17 protein-coding genes are annotated in these 18,793 nt (G+C 68.5%); 16 read left to right on the forward strand and 1 reads right to left on the reverse strand.

Features of this window, described 5'->3' with window-relative positions; genetic code table 11:
• Window positions 1-138 precede the first annotated feature (138 nt).
• Entirely contained in the window at window positions 139-1,863 is a 1,725-nt protein-coding gene (locus ACYVKX_RS09580; protein WP_460831641.1) for an ATP-binding protein, read from the forward strand.
• Window positions 1,864-2,083: 220 nt separating this feature from the next.
• Complete coding sequence (locus tag ACYVKX_RS09585) at window positions 2,084-3,559, forward strand: APC family permease (protein WP_460831290.1); 1,476 nt, start codon at window positions 2,084-2,086, stop codon at window positions 3,557-3,559.
• A 99-nt stretch (window positions 3,560-3,658) separates the two neighbouring features.
• Here ACYVKX_RS09585 and ACYVKX_RS09590 read toward each other — a convergent pair whose 3' ends face one another.
• The gene (locus ACYVKX_RS09590; RefSeq protein ID WP_460831293.1) at window positions 3,659-4,528 is read right to left on the reverse strand and encodes an SDR family oxidoreductase; all 870 of its coding nucleotides are present in this window, start codon (window positions 4,526-4,528) and stop codon (window positions 3,659-3,661) included.
• A 65-nt stretch (window positions 4,529-4,593) separates the two neighbouring features.
• Here ACYVKX_RS09590 and ACYVKX_RS09595 point away from each other — a divergent pair, with 65 nt between their 5' ends.
• The 14 genes from ACYVKX_RS09595 (at window position 4,594) to ACYVKX_RS09660 (ending at window position 18,742) form a co-directional block, all read left to right on the forward strand.
• Window positions 4,594-4,965, forward strand: coding sequence for a winged helix-turn-helix transcriptional regulator (locus ACYVKX_RS09595; protein ID WP_460831295.1), 372 nt, complete (start codon window positions 4,594-4,596; stop codon window positions 4,963-4,965).
• Window positions 4,966-4,970: 5 nt separating this feature from the next.
• A complete protein-coding gene (locus tag ACYVKX_RS09600) occupies window positions 4,971-5,573 on the forward strand; it encodes a class I SAM-dependent methyltransferase (protein ID WP_460831644.1) in 603 nt (200 codons plus the stop codon).
• Window positions 5,574-5,611: 38 nt separating this feature from the next.
• Complete coding sequence (locus tag ACYVKX_RS09605; protein WP_460831297.1) at window positions 5,612-7,240, forward strand: amidohydrolase; 1,629 nt, start codon at window positions 5,612-5,614, stop codon at window positions 7,238-7,240.
• A gap of 371 nt (window positions 7,241-7,611) precedes the next feature.
• Complete coding sequence (locus tag ACYVKX_RS09610) at window positions 7,612-8,337, forward strand: helix-turn-helix transcriptional regulator (protein WP_460831299.1); 726 nt, start codon at window positions 7,612-7,614, stop codon at window positions 8,335-8,337.
• A gap of 201 nt (window positions 8,338-8,538) precedes the next feature.
• Window positions 8,539-9,993, forward strand: a complete 1,455-nt coding sequence (locus ACYVKX_RS09615) for an aldehyde dehydrogenase family protein (RefSeq protein ID WP_460831301.1) — start codon at window positions 8,539-8,541, stop codon at window positions 9,991-9,993.
• A gap of 45 nt (window positions 9,994-10,038) precedes the next feature.
• The gene (locus ACYVKX_RS09620; protein WP_460831305.1) at window positions 10,039-11,265 is read left to right on the forward strand and encodes a cytochrome P450; all 1,227 of its coding nucleotides are present in this window, start codon (window positions 10,039-10,041) and stop codon (window positions 11,263-11,265) included.
• A 281-nt stretch (window positions 11,266-11,546) separates the two neighbouring features.
• Window positions 11,547-11,786, forward strand: coding sequence for a hypothetical protein (locus ACYVKX_RS09625; RefSeq protein WP_460831307.1), 240 nt, complete (start codon window positions 11,547-11,549; stop codon window positions 11,784-11,786).
• 64 nt (window positions 11,787-11,850) lie between these two features.
• Window positions 11,851-12,744 carry a PDR/VanB family oxidoreductase gene (locus ACYVKX_RS09630; protein ID WP_460831309.1) on the forward strand — a complete coding sequence of 298 codons (894 nt, stop codon included), beginning with the start codon at window positions 11,851-11,853 and terminating at the stop codon, window positions 12,742-12,744.
• Between the two features lie 100 nt (window positions 12,745-12,844).
• A complete protein-coding gene (locus ACYVKX_RS09635) occupies window positions 12,845-13,951 on the forward strand; it encodes an alpha/beta hydrolase family protein (protein WP_460831311.1) in 1,107 nt (368 codons plus the stop codon).
• A gap of 155 nt (window positions 13,952-14,106) precedes the next feature.
• Window positions 14,107-15,291, forward strand: coding sequence for an ABC transporter substrate-binding protein (locus ACYVKX_RS09640; protein WP_460831313.1), 1,185 nt, complete (start codon window positions 14,107-14,109; stop codon window positions 15,289-15,291).
• A 31-nt stretch (window positions 15,292-15,322) separates the two neighbouring features.
• On the forward strand, window positions 15,323-16,213 hold the full coding sequence (locus ACYVKX_RS09645; protein ID WP_460831315.1) for a branched-chain amino acid ABC transporter permease: 891 nt from the start codon (window positions 15,323-15,325) through the stop codon (window positions 16,211-16,213).
• Window positions 16,214-16,236: 23 nt separating this feature from the next.
• Window positions 16,237-17,226, forward strand: coding sequence for a branched-chain amino acid ABC transporter permease (locus ACYVKX_RS09650; protein WP_460831317.1), 990 nt, complete (start codon window positions 16,237-16,239; stop codon window positions 17,224-17,226).
• Complete coding sequence (locus ACYVKX_RS09655) at window positions 17,223-18,044, forward strand: ABC transporter ATP-binding protein (protein WP_460831319.1); 822 nt, start codon at window positions 17,223-17,225, stop codon at window positions 18,042-18,044. The genes ACYVKX_RS09650 and ACYVKX_RS09655 overlap by 4 nt, the downstream gene beginning before the upstream one ends.
• Window positions 18,041-18,742: an ABC transporter ATP-binding protein gene (locus tag ACYVKX_RS09660; protein WP_460831321.1), complete on the forward strand. Its 702-nt coding sequence runs from the start codon at window positions 18,041-18,043 to the stop codon at window positions 18,740-18,742. Before ACYVKX_RS09655 ends, ACYVKX_RS09660 begins: the two co-directional genes overlap by 4 nt.
• The last annotated feature ends 51 nt before the right edge of the window (window positions 18,743-18,793 follow it).

Genomic DNA, 18,793 nt, shown 5'->3' on the forward strand with positions numbered 1-18,793 from the left:
CCCCCGGCGACATCAGGGGTGGAGTCGACGAGGCATCGCGCTGAGGACGTGATCCGCTATCCCGCAGCCAGGCTGTTCGTCGCGAGGGCTCGGCTCGTGCGACCGGACCTGGACGTCGGCGGCGTCGAGGGCGAGTTGGTGGCCGAGATCTGTCGCCGGCTGGACGGGCTGCCTCTCGCGTTGGAGCTGGTTGCGCCGTGGGTCCGGGTCCTCTCGCTGCAACAGATCCTCGAGCGCATGACCGAACTGCTGGAAGCACCCCAGACCCGCAATCCTCCGGCCTCTCCGCGGCACCGCACGCTGCGCTCGCTCGTGGCCAGCACCTGGGAGCTGTGCGGTCCTGACGAGCAGCGGCTCTGGTCCCGTCTGAGCGTGTTTCCAGACAGCTTCGACCTGGCGGCCGCGGAAGCGATCTGCGCGGAGCCCACCACCAGCCTGCTCGACACACTCGCCTCCTTGCTCGACCAGTCCGTCGTCGTCCTCGACGAGACCCGGGCGGGGCCGGCGCGGTACCGGCTACTCCATCTGACACGAGACTTCGCTGCCCGCAAGCTGCGCGATCCCGCTGCTCTGCGTGCCGCGCACCGTACGTACTTCTGCGACATGGTGGAGGAGAGCGTCGGCAGTTGGACGGCCCCGCATCAGCTTCGCCAACTACGACAGTTGTCAGACGAGTACGCCAACGTCGTGGCGGCCATCGATCGAGGACTGGGCGATCCCTCGACGGTCGAGGCTGCTCTGCAGACCGCGGGCGACCTCTGGCTCCTCTGGTTCGCAACCGGTCGGATCACCGAGGGTAGAAGCCTGTTGCGTCGTGTGATGGCGATCGCCGAAGGTGAGATGGGGATCGACGAGGTCGCCCTGGGACGGGCACGGCTCGTCCATGCCTACTTGTGCGTTCTCCAGGGAGCGTTCCGCGCGGCCGAGGATGACCTCGACCTCACCGCCGTCGGCAGGGATCCGATCAACGTCGGCATGTACTGGCACGTGCGAGCCATGCTCGACCTGGGGAGAGGAGACCTCATCCGCGCCGGCTCGGAGTCGACGAACGCGATCGCGGCCTTCGAGAGTTGCGAGGATCGTCGTCAGTACGCGCTGTTGTTGGACGCGCTCGGCGTCGCGACGCTGATCGCCGTCCTCGGTGGTGAGGTGGACCGGGCGGCCGACCTGGGCCGCGTCGGCCTGTTGCGGGCACGAGAATGCGGCGAGGCGATCTGGACCGCCTACTTCGAACTCACCTCGGGCATCGACGCCTGGCTCCGAGGAGAACATGCCGAGGCCCGTGCCCGCGCCGTCGCCGCCCTCACCACCTCACCGGACGCCGTCGTCATCGCGCACGGCATCGAGCTCCTGGCCTGGTGTGCGGCCGACGAACGCCGCTACCCCGATGCCGCCACCCTCTTCGGTGCCGCGGATCGACGGTGGCTCTATATCGCGGACCGGTTCGTGAGCTTCACACCGCTCACCGAGTTCCGTGGTCGCTGTCTGTCCGCGACGCGAGGCCACCTTCCGCGTGCGGACTACAAAGCTGCCTATCAGGCCGGGGGAGGGCTCACCCTCGACGAGGTCGTGGCCGGAGGATCGTGGCCGGAGGGGCCGCACGCGACCGGCCGTCGCGAGCTGAGCGTCTTGACGCCGCGGGAGGTCGAGGTGGCGCGCCTCGTGGCGAGTGGGCAGAGCAATCGCCAGATTGCCGAGACCCTGACTATCTCGACTCGGACCGTCGAGAGCCACGTCGACCATGCCTTGACCAAGCTCGGATTCACCAGCCGCGTACAGCTGGCGGCATGGATGGTCGGCACCGACCCGGGTCATCCGACCGAACGCCGCATCGGCCACGGGAGTTCAGAGGACAAAGCCTGACCGATGGCGGGTGCGCGCTGCGACTCGGCTCGAGCGCCGACAGCGCATGGGACCCGGCCCGTTGACGGCCCCCTGATTTGCTTCCATCGGGTGACAAACCTCGATGAGCACCCGACCTATCGTCGGGTAGCCCTGCGCAGGAAGTCGCTGCAGCAGGAGTCCTCGACGCCGGGACTCCCCGCGCCGATCAGGCCATCTCGGCAGGAAGGACACCCGACCCATGAGTCAAGCCCACGACGGGACACCCACGATCGAACCCTCGCGCGAGACGGAGGCGAAGCAGTTCAAGCTGCGACCCGACGCACTCGGTGCGATCGGGATCATCTTCCTCGTCATCACCGCTGCTTCCCCCCTCGCCGCGACCTTGGGCATGGCGCCAGTGATCTTCGGGGTCGTCGGTCGCGAAGCGGCCGGCGTCTACCTGCTTGCCGGCATCGTCTTGATGTTGTTCGCGGTCGGTTACGCGGCGATGAGCCGACACGTCATCAGCGCGGCTGGCTTCGCCGCCTACATCGAGCGGGGTATGGGCCGCACGGCGGCCTTCGCCGCCGCCGCCGTGGCAGTGGTGGCCTACAACTCGATGCTGATCGGCATCTACGCCGGCTTCGGATACTTCACCAACGCGATCGTCCTCAACGAGCTCGGTGTCGACATCTCCTGGCAGCTCTGGACCTTCGCCGCGGTGGCCGTCGCTGGAGTGATGGGGTACGTCGAGATCGACTTCAGCGCCAAGGTCCTCGGCGTCCTGGTCGTCGCAGAGATGATCCTGCTGGCGCTGTTCATCGTCATCACGCCGGCGAAGGGGGGCGCGGAGGGTGTCGCCCTGCAGGGCTTCGTTCCGGAGGACGTCTTCGGCGGCGGCGCCGGCATCGCCCTGCTCTTCGCGGCCTCCTGCTTCATCGGATTCGAAGCGACGGCGATCTACGGCGAGGAGGCCCGAGAGCCTCGTCGCACGGTCCCACGCGCCACCTACACCGCCATCCTCTTCCTCACGTTCTTCTACGCCACGATCACCTGGGCGATCGGCCTCGCCTACCCCGCCGGCGAGGTGCAGCAGATCGCCGGCGTCGACCCCGCCAACTTCGTTCTGGTGGCGAACACCGAATTCGTCGGTAGCTGGTCAACCGATCTCATGAACGTCCTGCTGATCAGCAGCTATCTCGCCTCGCTGGTGGCACTGCACAACACGACATCGCGCTACTTCTTCTCGCTGGGCCGGGGCAGGGTTCTCCCCATGACGTTGGGTCGAACCCATCACCGCTGGCAGTCTCCGCACGTCGCCAGCCTGGTCACCACGGCCATCGGAGCAAGCATCCTGGTCGTCTTCGTGATCGGTGCCGCCCACCCCTACCTGGTCGTCTTCACCAGGCTGACCGCATTCGGGGCGCTCGGGATTCTGGCCCTGCAGGCAGGCACGGCGATCTCGGTGGTCCTGTTCTTCCGGCGCAGACGGGGCGCGACCACGGTATGGGCGGGGCTGGTGGCCCCGGGCCTCGGCGCGGCAGGCATCCTCGTCGTCATCTACCTGGCGGTCGCCAACTGGAAGGCCTTCATCGGTGTGACCGGCGGCGCGGTGGCACAGCTGCCGTGGCTCCTCGTCGTGGTGATCGCGATCGGCTGCGTCCTGGCATGGATCAAGCGCGACGGCGCCGGGACGATCGCAGCCGGGTTCCACGACGACGACGCCGCGCCCTGATCCGACAGGTCCGGTCCGACAGCGGGCCGGGCCCCGTGTCACCACCTGCACGGGCGTCGCGCCCGAAGACGGGGCACCGCACCGTGGTGGCGCGGCTCGTCAGCCGCCGAAGCCGACCTCGTCGAGCCACCGGGCCACCGAGCGGGGGGTGAGGCCGAGGAGCCGTTGGGCGCTGTTGGCCTTGTCGATGACGTTGCCGGCTTGTGCGTTGAGCATCTGATAGAGGCCGACGACGGAGGCGCTGGTCCGGGCACCGAACAGGGGTGTGATCAGTTCGCCGAAGACGTCGGGCTCGATGGGTTCGTAGCGGACGGGGCGCCGCAGGTGGTCGGCGAACCCTGCCGCGAGGTCCGGTCCGGTCAGGCCAGGTAGCTGCCCGACGGCAACGGTGCCGGTCACCGATGTGTCGGTCAGGAGGCGCACGACGACGTCGGCGACATCGAGATGGGAGCTCCACGAGATGGGGAACCGCTCGGGCAGCGGGTAGCGCAGGACGCCGTCGTGTCGGGCGGGACCGGCGACGACGGGCAGCAGGAGGTTCTCGGAGTAGAGCCGCGGTGCGACGACCGCGGTCGAGATGCCGGTCTGGGTGACCTTGCGGATGAGAGTCGCGATCGGGCTGTCCGGCGATGCCTGGAGCGGCGAACCGGGCTGGTCGAGGACCTGTCCGCTCGTGGAGATGACCACCCGGTCCGGTCGGGCGGCGGCGACGGCGGCGGCGACGGCCTCGGCGTACGCCATGCTCTGCTCGGGTGCACCCATGGGCAGGTGGACGAACACGCCCGCGGCGCCCCGGTAGGCATCGGTGAGAGAGCTCGCATCGCCGAGGTCGACGGCGGTGGCGTCGACATCCTCGGGCGCATGAGCGGGAGTGCGTACGGCGGCGACCGGATGTCGGCCGGCAGCCTTGAGGGCGGAGACGACGGGAGAGCCCTGAGCGCCGGTGGCGCCGTGCACGAGGTAGGTCATGACGCCCATTAGTGCACACGAAGCATCAGTTACGTCAACTGCACTAATGGGCTAGGGTGGCAATCGTGGGCGAAGCGGATCTTCCCGAGTGTGGAGTAGCGCGGTTCCTGCTGCTGTTCGACGGGCACTGGGCCACGCTGATCGTGCGTGAGCTGATGCACGGCCCGCGCCGCTTCGGTGAGCTCCGGGAGGCACTGGCGGGGGTCAGCGCGCACACGCTCACCAATCGGCTGCGGCTGTTCGAGGAGCGGGGGATCGTCACCCGCACCTCCTATGCCGAGGTCCCGCCGCGCGTGGTGTACGAGCTGACCCCGCTGGGATGGCAGCTACGACCGGTGCTCGATGCGATGTACGAGTGGGGGATGGCCGCCCCGGCCGCGGCGTTCACGCCCCACGCCGCAACCGCTGCTGCGCGCGAAGGGAGGCCGGTGCCGTGATCGACATGTACCGCATGTTCGTTCGCCCGCAGGGTCCTGCTGGCGAGGCGGGCGCCCGGCTGATGGGACGCACCGGAGGACCGCTGGCTCGAGAGGCGGTGGATCTGCTGGCGATCGATGGACCGCACGCGCGAGTGGTCGAGATCGGCTTCGGTCCGGGTGTCGGGCTGGCGGCACTGGTCCGCCGGGTTCCTCGCGGGCACGTCACCGGGGTGGACCCATCGGCGGTGATGCACCGGCACGCCGCCCGGCGCAATGCCGAGGCCGTCCGGCAGAGGAGGCTCACTCTCGTCCGTGCTGAGGCCGCCCACCTGCCGTTCGCCGACGACAGCTTCGATGCGGCGCTGATGATCGACAACCTGCACTTCTGGCCGGACCCCCACGCAGGGCTCGTCGAGCTGCGGAGGGTGCTGGTGGCCGGAGGTCGGGTGGTGTGCGCGTTCAGCCCGCCCTCGGGTGGGCCGCCGGCCCAGGTCACCTCCCTGTTTGCCGGCGCCGGATACGCCGAGATCACGACCGTCACGAATGCGACTGGCTTTCTCCTCGCCGCACGCGCCGCCCCTGCCGCGTGGCTCGACCTCGCGGGCGGTATCTACCCCGACGGGTGACAACACCGACCGCACGGAGCGGACTAGCGTTCCACGCCATGGTGAAGCCTGAGCTGCTGGTGGTCAACGCGAAGGTCCGCACTGTCGACGAGCGGGACTCCACGGCGTCGGCGTTCCTGGTGCGTGGTGACACCGTCGTCGCCGTAGGGACCGACCAGACGGTCCGGCCTGTCGCGATGCCGGACGTCACCGTCGTCGATGTCGGCGGTCGCACCGTGATCCCGGGGATCATCGACCCCCACAATCACCTCAGCCTTGCGGCCTTCGAGCCCGACAGCGTCGACTGCGGCCCCGCGCCGGGGACGAGCCTTGCCGAGATCCTGCGCGCCGTGGAGTCGCACTGCCGCGGACTGCCCGAGTCGCAGTGGGTTCGTGGCGTCAACTTCTTGCCATCCGCGGTGTCGGAGCAACGTGGACCCACCCGGCGCGAACTCGACGAGGTGGCACCTGCCAACCCGGTGTTCCTCATCGACGTCAGCTGCCACCAGGGGTGGACCAACAGCCTCGGACTCGCCGCACTGGGCATCGACAGTCACCGGCCGCACCCGCCGGGGGGCTACATCGACAAAGACCGTCATGGAGATCCGACCGGGTATCTGCTGGAGACGGCAGCCGCCCTGTTCCATGCAGCCTCGTGGGCCGACTACGCACAACGTGACCCCGACCGGGCCGCGGAGCTGGTCGCCCGGAAGCTCGCGGAGTATCTCGCGCTGGGGATCACCGGAGTCGGCGACGCCATGGTCAGCGCCGACGTTGCCGCCCTCTACCAGCGGCTCGACGAGCGCGGCAGGCTGCCGCTGACGATCCAGCAACTCCATCACGGCGACTACTTCTTCGCGATGCAGGATCTGCGTCGCCACGACCTCGTCGAACAGGTTCGCGAGCGCGACTCCGCGCGTTTGCGCGGTGGCACGCTCAAGGTCTTCATGGATCCGGGCTTTCCCGACGGGCCGGCGATCGACAAGGTCGAGAACGGCTGCGTCGTGCATCGTGGCGGCCTGTTCTACTCCCGCGAGCAGGTGCACGACCTGGCCGTCCGGGCGGCGACGCTGGGGATCGATACCGCCATCCATGCGATCGGCAACTGTTCGATCGACATGGTGCTGGATGCCTACGAGACGGTGCGTCGTGGCAGTGACGCCGGACAGGTACTTCGCATCGAGCACGCCTTCGTCGCCGATCCCCGTCAAGGCGAGCGCCTCGCCCGGCTCGGTGTCGATCTCGTCGCGAATCCGGGGGTGGGACATGTCACGGGGGACTTCTTCGACGCAGCTTGGCGCGGGTCCGACCAGCCGCATCTCCGGTTGAACCCCGTCCGGTCGATGATGGAGGCGGGCGCGCGGGTCAGCTTCGGCTCGGACCATCCGGCCGGGCCGTTGAACCCGATGCGGGTCGTGTGGGCCGCGGTCACGCGCGCCACCGCCTCGGGCCGGACCTTCGATGTCGAGGAGGCAGTGACCCCGGCCCAGGCGCTGCGTGCGATCACCATCAATCCCGCCCACGCCTCCAAGCGTGGCGACGAGGAAGGCAGTATCGAGGTCGGCAAACGGGCCAACTTCGTCGTCTTGGACCAGGACCCGATCGACTGTCCGACCGACCGCATTCCCGACATCCGCGTGGAGCAGACGTACGTCGACGGGGCGCGAGTCTACGAACGAGTGGGCTGATCCGTCGTGGCCGAGTTCGGTGGTCTCCGAGCGGGAGCTCGTCCAGGAGTCATCCGGCGTGTCGGCGCCGCCTTGGCACGCACTGGCCGGTGGCGCCGCCCCTCGAGAGACGTCCGGACGGGTGATCAGGCAGGAGGATGCCGGTGATGCGGCATCGCTCCCCCGACGGGAGCGCCGGCGAGCAGCACACCGACCACCCCGGTGGGCGCGCCGCGGTCCACGTCGCCGTGGCGGGCCGCGGGGGACCCGCCACGGCCGACGGCTGCCAATGGCAGCAGCTCCGGACGAGCCTCGGCGTAGCGCACTCGAGCTGGCGGTACGTGGCCGAAAGTGGTCCGGGCGACTCGGCGAAGTCGGTCGTCCTCCGGGTCGTGGCGCGCCTGCTCGATTCGCAGGACTGCGCCAGGCTTCTGGCCGGAGCACTCGATGTCTGCGACTGCCTGGTGCCGGTGACGGTGACCGGATTGGATCTTCTGCAGCCAGCGACCGGCCGGCTGCTCGTGGCCGTCGGTAAAGGAGTGAACGTTGGCTTCCTCAGGACCTACGAAGACATCGCGCGTGCCGACGACGTCGTCCTTCACAAAGCGCTGACAACTCACCGGCCATACCAGTGCAGCGACATCTTCACGGCCGAGGAGTGGCGCTCGGCAAGCGCGTACGTCCGCGTCTTCAGATCCGTTCGCCTGGCACACGTCCTCTACATCCCGTTGGTGGCCTCCGGTCACGTCATCGGCACTCTCAACCTCGGGCGCACCGCTGCGCACGGGAGCTTCGCCCCCGAGGAGGTCGCCCTCATGGCGGACCTGGCCGAGGTGGTGACCCGCGCGCTCGCCCGGGAACTCGCGGCCGTGTCGGAGGCATCGGTCAGCTCGCCGGCTTCGTCGCTCCTCTCGGAGCTCTCCGCTCGCGAGCTGGACGTCGCCCTGCTCGTCGGTCGTGGTCTGCGCGACCACGAGATCGCCGATCAACTCGGTCTGTCGCCCTATACCGTCAAGCAGTACCTCAAGCAGGTCTACCGCAAGACCGGGCTGCGATCGCGCGTCGACCTCGCCGTCCAGGTCACCAGGTTCCGCGCCACCGAGGCCGTGGCACAGTGAGGCGGAGCCCATGCGTAGCCGCCGGGGGCATGCTGCGCCGCCGATCCCTCCGTGGCGGCCCGACGCGAGGCACCCTCGTGCCGAACATCGGTAGTTCTACTGATGATTCGGGGCCCGTGCCCCTGGCAGTGTTCCACGTCACATTCGAACCGCGGTCGGCGCCAAGACCGATCGAAGTAGCGACGGACGAAAGAGGACGAGATGGACCACGCGCGACTCACCCGCCAGTACATCGACGGACAGTGGCGGCCGGGCAGGGGCGACAAGGTCCTGGTGGACACCAACCCCTTCAACGGAGACGTTCTGGGGGAGATCGCTGTTGCAAGTCGTGAGGACGTCGACGACGCGTATCAAGCCGCCAGTCGGAGTCAGCAGGCATGGGAGGGCGTCAACGCCTACGAGAAGCGGACGGTGCTCGAACGAGCGGCGGCCATCGTCGGGGAGCGACGCGACGAGATCGTAGCTCTCATCGTCGCCGAGGGTGGCAGCACCGTGCTGAAGGCGAACTTCGAGGTCTCCATCGCCATCGACTCGCTCAAGGAGGCTGCCAGCCTCCCGCTGCGCATCGAGGGACGCATCTACCCGTCCCCCGTGGCTGACGCCGAGAACTTCGTCTACCGTCGCCCGGTCGGGGTCGTCGGGGTCATCAGCCCCTACAACACGCCGTTCTTCCTCTCCATGCGATGTGTCGCGCCCGCACTCGCCGCCGGCAATGGCGTCGTGCTCAAACCACACGAGGAGACGCCGTTGACCGGAGGGACGCTCTTCGCCTCCATCTTCGAGGAGGCCGGGCTGCCCAGCGGGCTGCTGAACGTGGTGGTCACCGAGATCCCGACCATCGGCGATCATTTCTTGGAGCATCCCGTTCCTCGGGTGCTCGCGTTCACCGGATCCACCGCGGTCGGCCGGCACGTCGGGGAGGTCGCGGCGCGACACTTCAAGAAGGCGATCCTCGAGCTCGGTGGAAACAACGCCTTCATCGTCTGCGACGACGCGGACCTCGATCTCGCCGTCGACGCCGCCGTCTTCAGCCGCTTCATGCACCAGGGTCAAGTCTGCATGGCGGCCAACCGGATCCTGGTGCACTCGGCGATCGCCGAGGAGTTCAGCGACCGCTTCGTCACCAAGGTGCGCTCCCTGACCATGGGCGATCCTGCGGATCCGAGCACCGTCATCGGCCCGCTGATCAGCAAGCGGCAGGTCGCCGCGCTCGAGGCACAGGTCGAGGCAGCGGTCAGCGGGGGCGCCCGGCCGCTGGTGCGCGGTGGAGCCGACGGCAACGTCCTGGCACCGATCGTCCTCGAAGCGGTCAACAACACCGACGACATCGCGCGCGGAGAGCTGTTCGGGCCCGTCGTGCTGATCATGCAGTTCGACGACGACGAGGAGGCCGTGGCCATCGCCAACGACACGGTCTTCGGACTGAGCGGTGCCATCCACACTCGCGACCTCGACCGCGGCGTGCGGCTCGCGCGCCGGCTGAGCACCGCGATGGTCCACATCAACGACTCGACCATTGCCGACGAGCCCCTTGTCCCCTTCGGTGGCGAAGGGCAGTCCGGGACCGGTCGTCTCAACGGGACCGCGAACATCGAGGAGTTCACCACCACCCAGTGGATCTCCGTGAATCACGGTCGTCCCTCCTTCCCCTACTGACCGGCGCGCTCGAACCGCGAGAGAACACCAGAGACGAGGACGATGATGAGTACCCAGGAGTTGCAGAGCTTCAACCCCATGGTGGCGCCCCACCGGGACGACCCCAACCCCTTCTACGCGTGGGCCCGTCACGAGCAGCCCGTGTGCTACGCGCCGGCCCTGAACGCCTACGTCGTGACCCGTTACGACGACATCAAGTCGGTCGTGGCCGATCCGGAGACCTTCTCCTCGGCCAACTCCATCGGCTCCATGTGGGACAACCAGCCCTCCGAGGTCCTCGAGGAGCTCGAGGCGCTGATCCCCGAGGCCGAGACGCTGGTCAACACCGACGAGCCGGCGCACACCCCGCTGCGCGGCATCATCAACCACGCCGTGTCGGGCCGCCGGGTGCGACAGCAGCTGAATGCGATGACGCAGAAGTCGGGCGACCTGGTCGACGCGCTGATCGCGCGGGGATCCTCGGCCGAGCTGGTCCATGACTATGTCGACCCGTACGTGCAGCACATCATCAGTCTCCTCTTCGGTGTTCCCGTCGAGGACGTCAGCAAGGTCCAGGCGTGGACCGACGATCACCTGCTGCTGCTGAGCCCGCTGGCCGAGGGCGACAAGGTCCAAGCCGCCAGGCGCCTCGTCGAGTACCAGGAGTACATCGACGCCATGGCGGCCGACCGCCAGGCGAATCCGCGAGAGGACCTCATGTCCGACCTCGTGCACGGGACCAACGAGTTCGGGCCGGTCCGGCGCGACGATCTGCACTTCCTGTTCCGAGGGCTTCGCCTCGCGGGCCACGACACCACGATGAACCTGATCACCAGCACCCTGCTGGCGATGCTTCGCGACGATCGCAAGCTCTGGGAGCAGGTCCTGGCCGATCGGACGATGCTGCCCATGGTCATCGAGGAGACTCTGCGTCGCGACGCTCCGCACCGGGGTCTGATGCGGATCACGACCCGTGAGGCGACGATCGCGGAGACGACCCTACCGGCCGGCACCGCGCTGCTGTTGCTGTTCGGCTCTGCCAACCGGGACGAGACCCGGTTCGACGAGCCGGACGAGTTCCAGCTCGACCGTCCCAACATCGGTGACCACCTCGCCTTCGGCGGCGGAATCCACCAATGCCCGGGCGCCCAGCTGGCGCGGACGGAGGTGCGCGTCTCGGTGAGCACCCTGCTCGACCGGCTGCCCGATCTCCGCCTGGCGGACGGATACCAGCCCACCTATGTCGCCAGCTACTTCTTCCGAGGACTCCAGAGACTCGACGTCAGTTGGTAGCCAGGTCGCTGCCTCAGCTGCCGAGGCCAGGCGAGTCCGCGTCCGGTGGGGACGGCAAGGTCGTTGCGGTCCGAGGGCCGGTCCGACGCTCTACTGCGTGGCCGACATGCCCGGGCGCCGACCTTTCCCACTGCGCCATCGCAGCAGCAGACCGGCCGTTGGAGTTGCCTCGTTCGGGTGACAGCCACCACATCTCGCCGTTAGTAGCGTGCCTCGAGACTCCAGTGAGAGGCACCTGTCGATCGCCGATGTCGACTTCGCAAGGACCGTCCAGGAGAGCCATGACCACGCACGATGTGCCCCTCCCCCACATCATCGAGGAGACCCTACGACACGACTCGCCCCATGGCGGCTCGAAGAGGATCACGACCCGTGCGGCGACGATCGGCGGCACCACCGTCTCGGCGAGTACCGAGTCGGTGCTTCTGTCCGGTTCGGCGAACCGGAACGACGGGTCCGAGGCCACCTACAAGCCGAGCTACAACCACCGAGGGCTGGACCGCCTTGACGTCACCTGGTGACCACGCTCTGCTGAGCGTCCGGCTGACCGAGGCACGATTCGAGTCGAGCAATGTCCGGTCGCTGGTGTTGCGGCGCTCCAGTGCCGCCGCCCTGCCGCCATGGGAGCCGGGCGCCCACGTCGACGTCGTGTTGCCCGACGGCACGGTGCGCCAGTTCTCGCTGTGCGGGGAGCCGGACGACCTGAGCTCCTACCGCATCGCGGTCCGGCGTGAGCCGGACGGGCGAGGCGGCTCGCGCTGGGTTCACGAGGAGCTGACAGTCGGCGACGTCCTCCAGATCCGCCCGCCGCGCAATCACTTCGCGCTCGAGGAGGCGTCCGGGTACGTCTTCGTTGCCGGTGGCATCGGCATCACCCCGATCCTGACCATGGCCAGGCACGTCCGGCGCTCGTCGCCCTCCGTGCCCTGTCGCACGTTGTACGCCGGCCGGAGTCGCGCTTCGATGGCCCTGCTGGACGAGGTGGTGGACCTAGGCGAGGGAGTGCAGATCTGCGTCACGGAGGAGGTCGGCCGGCCCGACGTCCGTGGCGTGGTAGCCGGACTCGAGCCCGAGCACCTGCTCTACGTCTGCGGGCCGGCCGGCTTGATCGACGACGTCAGGCGAGCCGCCGACGAGTCGCAGCGCTCGGAGCAGATCCGGTATGAGCTCTTCAGCGCTCCTGTCGTCGACAGTGCCGAGGTCGACTCCGATCCGCCGTTCGAGGTCGAACTGCGGCGCTCCGGGATGACGATCGAGGTGGGCCCCACATCGACCATCCTGCGCGAGGTGCGCGCCGCAGGCGCTCATGTGCTCAGTGACTGCCAGGACGGCATCTGCGGAAGCTGCGAGACGGCGATCCTCGAGGGCGAGGCCGAGCACCGCGATCATGTCCTGACTCCCGAGGAGCAGCGCTCCAACACCGTGATGATGATCTGCGTGTCCCGCTGTCGCAGCGGTCGGTTGGTGCTCGACCTGTGAGGAGAAGGCCCGCCCGGCACCGCTAGCCCTGGTTGTGTCGCAGTTGAACCACGGCGCACCTCACCCGGCTGCGCCGCGCCCCGACGATGGAGAGATCAGGATGTACTCATTCTTCCCCGACCACTACCGCTGGTCGTACAACACGCTTCTCGCCTTCGCGGCGGGAGCTGAGATGGGCGATGTCGGGATCATCCTGCCGCGCCTGACAGATCAGGTCGGCGACGACGAAGTGTGGCACGAGGCCTGGCGCGACCTGGCCGAGCTCGTGGAGGACCGGTCGTCGGGCAAGGCTGGCGTCAGCCGATCCGAGGACATGTTCCTGGCATCGCTGTATCACACGATCTCCGAGCACTTCATCAACCCCAGCGACTCCCGGAGGCTGGAGAGCTACCGCGACGTACTGCGCTGCTTCGAGACCGCACGTCAGGCAGCACCGGCCACGATCGAGCGGGTGCTCGTGCCGTTCGAGGACACCACGCTCCCGGCCTACTTCATGCATGCCATCCAGGGCGCCGGTCCCCGCCCCACGGTGATCTTCGTCTGCGGGTTGGACACGACCAAGGAGCTCTGGTTCCTACGTGCTCGAGAACAGTTCGCCCTGCGCGGACTCAACTGCCTCTTCCTCGATACCCCGGGCGTCGGGGAAGCCCTGAGGCTGCAGAACCTCTACACACGTCACGACTACGAACGGCCGGTCGGCGCGGCCGTCGACTATCTGCAGGGCCGGCCGGAGGTGGATCCGGAACGTATCGGCCTGGTGGGGAGCAGCCTGGGTGGCTATTACGCCGCCCGATCGGCGGCGTACGAGCCGAGGTTGAAGGCGACGATCGCCTGGGGCGCCATCTACGACTACCACCGGGTGTGGGTCGAGCGGATGGCCGGGAACGGATCCTCGGCGGCTCCCACCTTCCAGCTGATGTTCATCACCGGTACGACCAACATGGAGGACGCCGTCGAGCGCATCGCGCAGTTCAAGGTCGCCGACTTCGCCGAACAGATCACGAAACCGTTCCTCATCATGCACGGCGCCGAGGACCAGCAGGTGCCGCTGGCCGATGCCGTGGCGGTCTACGAGCGCGTCAGCAGTCCGGACAAGTCGCTCGTCGTCTTCGACGGCAAGAACGGCGGCGCTGCACACACCCAGTTCGACAACCATCGGCCGGCGCTCCACTGCGCGGCGGACTGGATGCAGGCGAAACTGGGCTGACCGCGCCGCCCCGGCCCGATGGCCACCGCGTCGTCGGGCGCTGTCGGCGGCCGAATGTACCCGGATGAGGACTACGGACCGGGTCAGAGCCGTGGTTCGCTACTGGCTTCGCACCTTCGTGCGGCGGTCGCTGTCACTCGGCTCAGGAGGTCGGCATGCAGAAGATCCGGAATCGGGCGGCGACGCTGACCGGCCTCGTCCTCGTGGCTCTTCTCACCGCCGCTTGCGGCGGCGGCGCGCTCGGAGGAGGCTCCGGAGGAGCCGACAACGGCAAGATCAAGGTCGGTCTCCTCGTCCCCCAGTCCGGCGTGTTCTCGTCGGTCGGCAAGGACATGGAACAGGGCTTCAAGCTGTTCCTGGAGGAGAACGGCAACCAACTCGGTGGACGCGAGGTCGAGCTCGTCACGGTCGACGAGGGAGCCGATCCGCAGACCGGTGTCGCCGGAGCGACCCGCCTCGCGCAGCAGGACATGGTCGACGTCGTGGTGGGAATCGTCGCAGGACCGACCGCGATGGGCAGCCGCGACATCTTCGACGCGGCGCAGGTGCCGGCCCTCCTCGGCAACACCGGCGCCGTCCAGCTGGGGACCGACCTCAAGTCGGACTGGATCTTCCGCGCCTCCTACGACAACGGCGACCCGGGCCGTCTCCTCGGTGAGCGGCTGGCCGCCGACGACGCGACCGGCAAGGTCTTCCTGATGGCCTCGGACTACTCCGGCGGCCGGGAGACCATCGCCGGCTTCAAGGAGACGTTCCCGGCGGACCGGATCGTCGGCGAGCTGTACACGCCGTACAACTCGACCTCCGACTACTCCCCCTACCTGGCGAAGCTGCGGGCCTCGGGCGCCGACACCGCGTTCGTCTTCTACGCAGGGGGAGAGGCGATCGAGTTCACCAAGCAGTTCAGCCAGTTCGGTCTGAAGAAGTCGCTCAAGCTCTACAGCGCCGGCTTCCTGACCGAGGGGACGGCGCTCGAGGCCGAAGGGTCGGCAGCCCTGGGCGTGCGCAACGCGACCAGGTACAACTGGGACCTCGACAGCCCGGAGAACGCAGCCTTCGTCCGCGCCTACCAGGAGCGCTACGGCGTGTTGCCGACCGTGTACGCGGCCAACATGTACGACATCGGGCTCATGCTCGACCAGGCGGCGGGGAACGTGGACGGCGACTTCACCCGCACGGCGCTCCGGGACGCCGTGGCCGAGGTCAAGGTCGTCGGGGTTCGTGGTGAGCTCGAGTTCGACGACACCAACACCGTCAAACAGTCGTTCTACCTCGTCGAGGTCCAAGACACTCTGGACGGGCTACGGAACGTGACGATCGACGAGCTCGGCCGATCCTGAGCCCGCTCGGCGGCGAGGACAGGACCTGACCATGGACTGGTTCGCGAACTACGGCGGAGTGTTGCTGAACGGCGTGGCGACCGGGCTGTTGCTCTTCATGATGTCGGTGGGGCTCACCGTGATCTTCGGCCTGCTCGACGTGCTCAACCTCGCACACGGCGCGTTCTTCCTCACCGGCGCCTACCTGGGCTACCGAATAGCCGGCGAGGCGACCGCGACCTGGTCGAGCTTCCTGACGGCGTTGCTGGCGGCAGTGCTTGTCGGGGCCGCGCTGGGCGTCGCCCTCATGATCGCGACCGCGCCGCTGGTTCGACGGGGGCACATGGACCAGGCGCTGCTCACCCTCGGCCTGGGACTGGTGATCACCGAGCTGTTGCTGATGGTCTTCGGGCGAGACGACCACTCCGCGGCGGCCCCCGGACCGCTGGCGGAGTCCACCCAGGTCTTCGGCGCCGTCTATCCCCTCTACCGGCTCGCGATCATCGCCCTCGGCGCGGTGATCGCGGCGGTGGTGTGGTACGTCGTGGAGCGTACTCCGGCCGGCGCCATGGTGCGCGCGACGGTGGCGGACCGCGCCATGGTCGAGGCGGTCGGAATCGACGTCCGCAAGGTCGCCATCGTCACCTTCGGCTGCGCCTCGGCGCTGGCGGTCGCAGCCGGCGTCCTCGCCGGCCCGGTGGAGGGCGCCACCGCCGGGCTCGGGGATCAGATCCTGCTGCTGGCGCTGGTCGTGATCGTCATCGGCGGCCTCGGCTCGGTGCTCGGCACGCTGTTGGGCTCCCTGCTGATCGGCACGGTCCAGAACGTCGGGGTGCTGGTGGCCCCGGAGGCGGCGTCCTTCGTGATGTTCGGAGCGATGGTGTTGGTCCTGACCTTCCGCCCCCAAGGGCTCATCCCGGCGGCCATGGCAGGCGTCCGGTGATCGGCCGAGTTCGCAGGCGCCCGATGCCAGTGGTCACGGGCACGGTGCTGCTCGCCCTCGCGGCGGCTCCGCTGCTAGGAGCGACGGTCTACGCGATGGTGATCTTGACCAACGTCCTCGCGTTCGCGCTGCTCGCGATGTCGATCAGCATGGTGGCGGGCCACGCCGGCCTCCTGTCGTTGGCGCACGCTGCCTACGCGGGCGTCGCAAGCTACGGGGTCGCCATCTTCGCTCGGGAGGTGTCGGACGACGCACTGCTTCAGCTGCTCGTCGCGGTGCTGTCGGGAGTCCTCGTGGCTGCCCTCACCGGGTGGATCGCGGTCCGGGCGGCCAAGGTGTTCTTCCTGATGCTCTCCCTGGCCATCGGGCAGTTGCTGCACGCCCTGGCCCTGCAGTGGCGAGACGTGACGCGCGGCAGCGACGGAATGTCGGCGGGCGCGCCGTTCCGGCTGTTCGGATCCGACCCCGTCATCCTCAGCGGCCAGGTCTACTGGACGGCGCTACTGGTCTTCGTGGTCTTCGGGGGCCTCGTCCTGCTCGTCGTACGCTCGCCGTTCGGCTCCGCCCTGCGCGGGATTCGCGACAACGAGCCGCGGATGCGCAGCCTGGGGTATCCCACGGCGGGTTACAAGTACGCCGTGTGGGTGATCTCGGGAGGCATCGCCGGCGCCTCGGGGTGGATCGCGGTCGCACAGCTGCCGCGGTTCATCGCGCCCGACCAACTGTCGTTCCGCATCGCGGGGCTCTTGCTGCTCGCCGTCGTGATCGGGGGGGTCGAGTCGATGTGGGGCGCGTGCCTGGCCGCCACGGTGGTGGTCCTGATGACCAACGTGGTGAGCCAGGATCTTGGGGGGAACGGACCACTCGTCCTCGGTGGGCTGTTCGTCGTCGCCGTGTACCTGCTTCCGCGCGGCCTCGCGGGGATCGGTGCGACGCGCCGGGGTAGGAGAGGGGAGGGTTGCGGTTCGGTTGCCGTGCTTCTCGGCGATGACCGACCGGTGGTGGGCACATGAGCGAGAGCGCGTTGACCGTGACCGGGCTGACCAAGCGGTACGGCTCGGTGGTCGCCGTCGAGGACGTGAGCCTCGTCGTCGCGCGTGGTGAACGGCGAGCCGTGATCGGCCCGAACGGCGCCGGCAAGTCGACGCTGCTGGCCCTCGTCGCGGGGACGCTGGCGCCGTCGGCGGGGCAGGTGTCCATGCTCGGCCAGGACATCACCCGATGGCGCGACCACCGGCGCGCACGCGGTGGTCTCGTCAAGACCTTCCAGCACTCGAGCGTCTTTCCGGCGATGACGCTGAGGGACAACGTGCTCCTCGCGACCCATCGGCTCTACGGCAACCCGGGCAACCCGTTGGGCCGACGGAGCCGTCGAGCGGTGGCCGCGGCCGAGGACGCGCTCGAGCTGGTCGGCCTGGCCGACCGGGCCGCGGCACCGGCAGGGACGCTCTCCCATGGCGAGCGGCGACAGTTGGAGGTCGCGCTCGCACTCGGCGTCGAGCCGGCGGTGCTGCTCCTCGATGAGCCCACGGCCGGAATGTCCGCGACCGAGACGACACGCTTCGTCCAGTTGTTGGACGGCCTGTCGCGGGAGATCACGGTCCTGATCATCGAGCACGACCTCGACGTGGTGTTCTCGGTGGCCGACCGGGTGACGGTCCTTCATCTGGGAGCGGTGATCTGTGACGGCACCCCCGACGAGGTGCGAATGTCCGAGGTGGTCCAGCGCACCTATCTGGGCGTGGCCCCAGAGGAGCAGGCGCGGCTGCCGACGGCACTCGACGAGACGGTCGAATCGGGAACCAGGTCGTCGGGAGGGCCGGTCGCGTGACTCTGCTGGTGATCGAGGACCTCGCGGGTGGCTATCCGGGCACCCGGGCCCTGGACGGCGTGGATCTCGCCGTGGCGGAGGGCGGCGTGCTCGCGCTGCTCGGGCGAAACGGAGTCGGGAAGACGACGTTGGTGCACGCGGTGATGGGGATGCTCAGGGCCACCGGCTCGGTCCGCTACCGGGACCGTGAGCTGCTGGGTCTGTCGACCCATGTCATCGCTCGGGCGGGCATCGCCCTGGTCCCGCAGGGACGCCGCGTCTTCTCTCCTCTGACGGTCGAGGAGAACATCCGGATCGCAGCCAGACGAGGGTTTCTCGGCGACTGGTCTCCGGACCGCGTCTTCGACCTCTTCCCCGGACTCGCGGAGCGGCGCCGTACCTCTGCGGGTCACCTCTCGGGCGGAGAGCAGGAGATGCTGAGCATCGCTCGAGCGCTGGTGACCAACCCCAGGCTCCTGCTCATGGACGAACCCTCCGACGGCCTGGCTCCGTCGATCATCCAGCTGGTGGGCGAGGTGATCCAGGAGCTCTCGCGATCTGGTGTCACCGTCATGCTGGTCGAGCAGAACCTTGCCCTCGCACTACGGGTCGCCGACCACGTCGCGGTGATGAGCAAAGGGCGGGTGACCTTCACGGGGACCCCCGCCGAGCTCGAGGACGACACCGATCGTGTCCGGGCGCTGCTGGGCGTCGGTTGACGACCGGCGCTGTGGGCGGCGGCGCCCCTCGGGTCGTGTCGACGTCCGTCG

Source organism: Nocardioides hungaricus (genome assembly GCF_054782915.1).

Bases quoted from the DNA above. Each gene is read 5' to 3' on its own strand.
- ACYVKX_RS09585 (WP_460831290.1), top strand. From the start codon at position 2,084: ATGAGTCAAGCCCACGACGGGACACCCACGATCGAACCCTCGCGCGAG.
- ACYVKX_RS09590 (WP_460831293.1), bottom strand. From the start codon at position 4,528: ATGACCTACCTCGTGCACGGCGCCACCGGCGCTCAGGGCTCTCCCGTC.
- ACYVKX_RS09600 (WP_460831644.1), top strand. From the start codon at position 4,971: ATGTACCGCATGTTCGTTCGCCCGCAGGGTCCTGCTGGCGAGGCGGGC.
- ACYVKX_RS09605 (WP_460831297.1), top strand. From the start codon at position 5,612: ATGGTGAAGCCTGAGCTGCTGGTGGTCAACGCGAAGGTCCGCACTGTC.
- ACYVKX_RS09615 (WP_460831301.1), top strand. From the start codon at position 8,539: ATGGACCACGCGCGACTCACCCGCCAGTACATCGACGGACAGTGGCGG.
- ACYVKX_RS09620 (WP_460831305.1), top strand. From the start codon at position 10,039: ATGAGTACCCAGGAGTTGCAGAGCTTCAACCCCATGGTGGCGCCCCAC.
- ACYVKX_RS09625 (WP_460831307.1), top strand. From the start codon at position 11,547: ATGACCACGCACGATGTGCCCCTCCCCCACATCATCGAGGAGACCCTA.
- ACYVKX_RS09635 (WP_460831311.1), top strand. From the start codon at position 12,845: ATGTACTCATTCTTCCCCGACCACTACCGCTGGTCGTACAACACGCTT.
- ACYVKX_RS09640 (WP_460831313.1), top strand. From the start codon at position 14,107: ATGCAGAAGATCCGGAATCGGGCGGCGACGCTGACCGGCCTCGTCCTC.
- ACYVKX_RS09645 (WP_460831315.1), top strand. From the start codon at position 15,323: ATGGACTGGTTCGCGAACTACGGCGGAGTGTTGCTGAACGGCGTGGCG.
- ACYVKX_RS09650 (WP_460831317.1), top strand. From the start codon at position 16,237: ATGCCAGTGGTCACGGGCACGGTGCTGCTCGCCCTCGCGGCGGCTCCG.
- ACYVKX_RS09655 (WP_460831319.1), top strand. From the start codon at position 17,223: ATGAGCGAGAGCGCGTTGACCGTGACCGGGCTGACCAAGCGGTACGGC.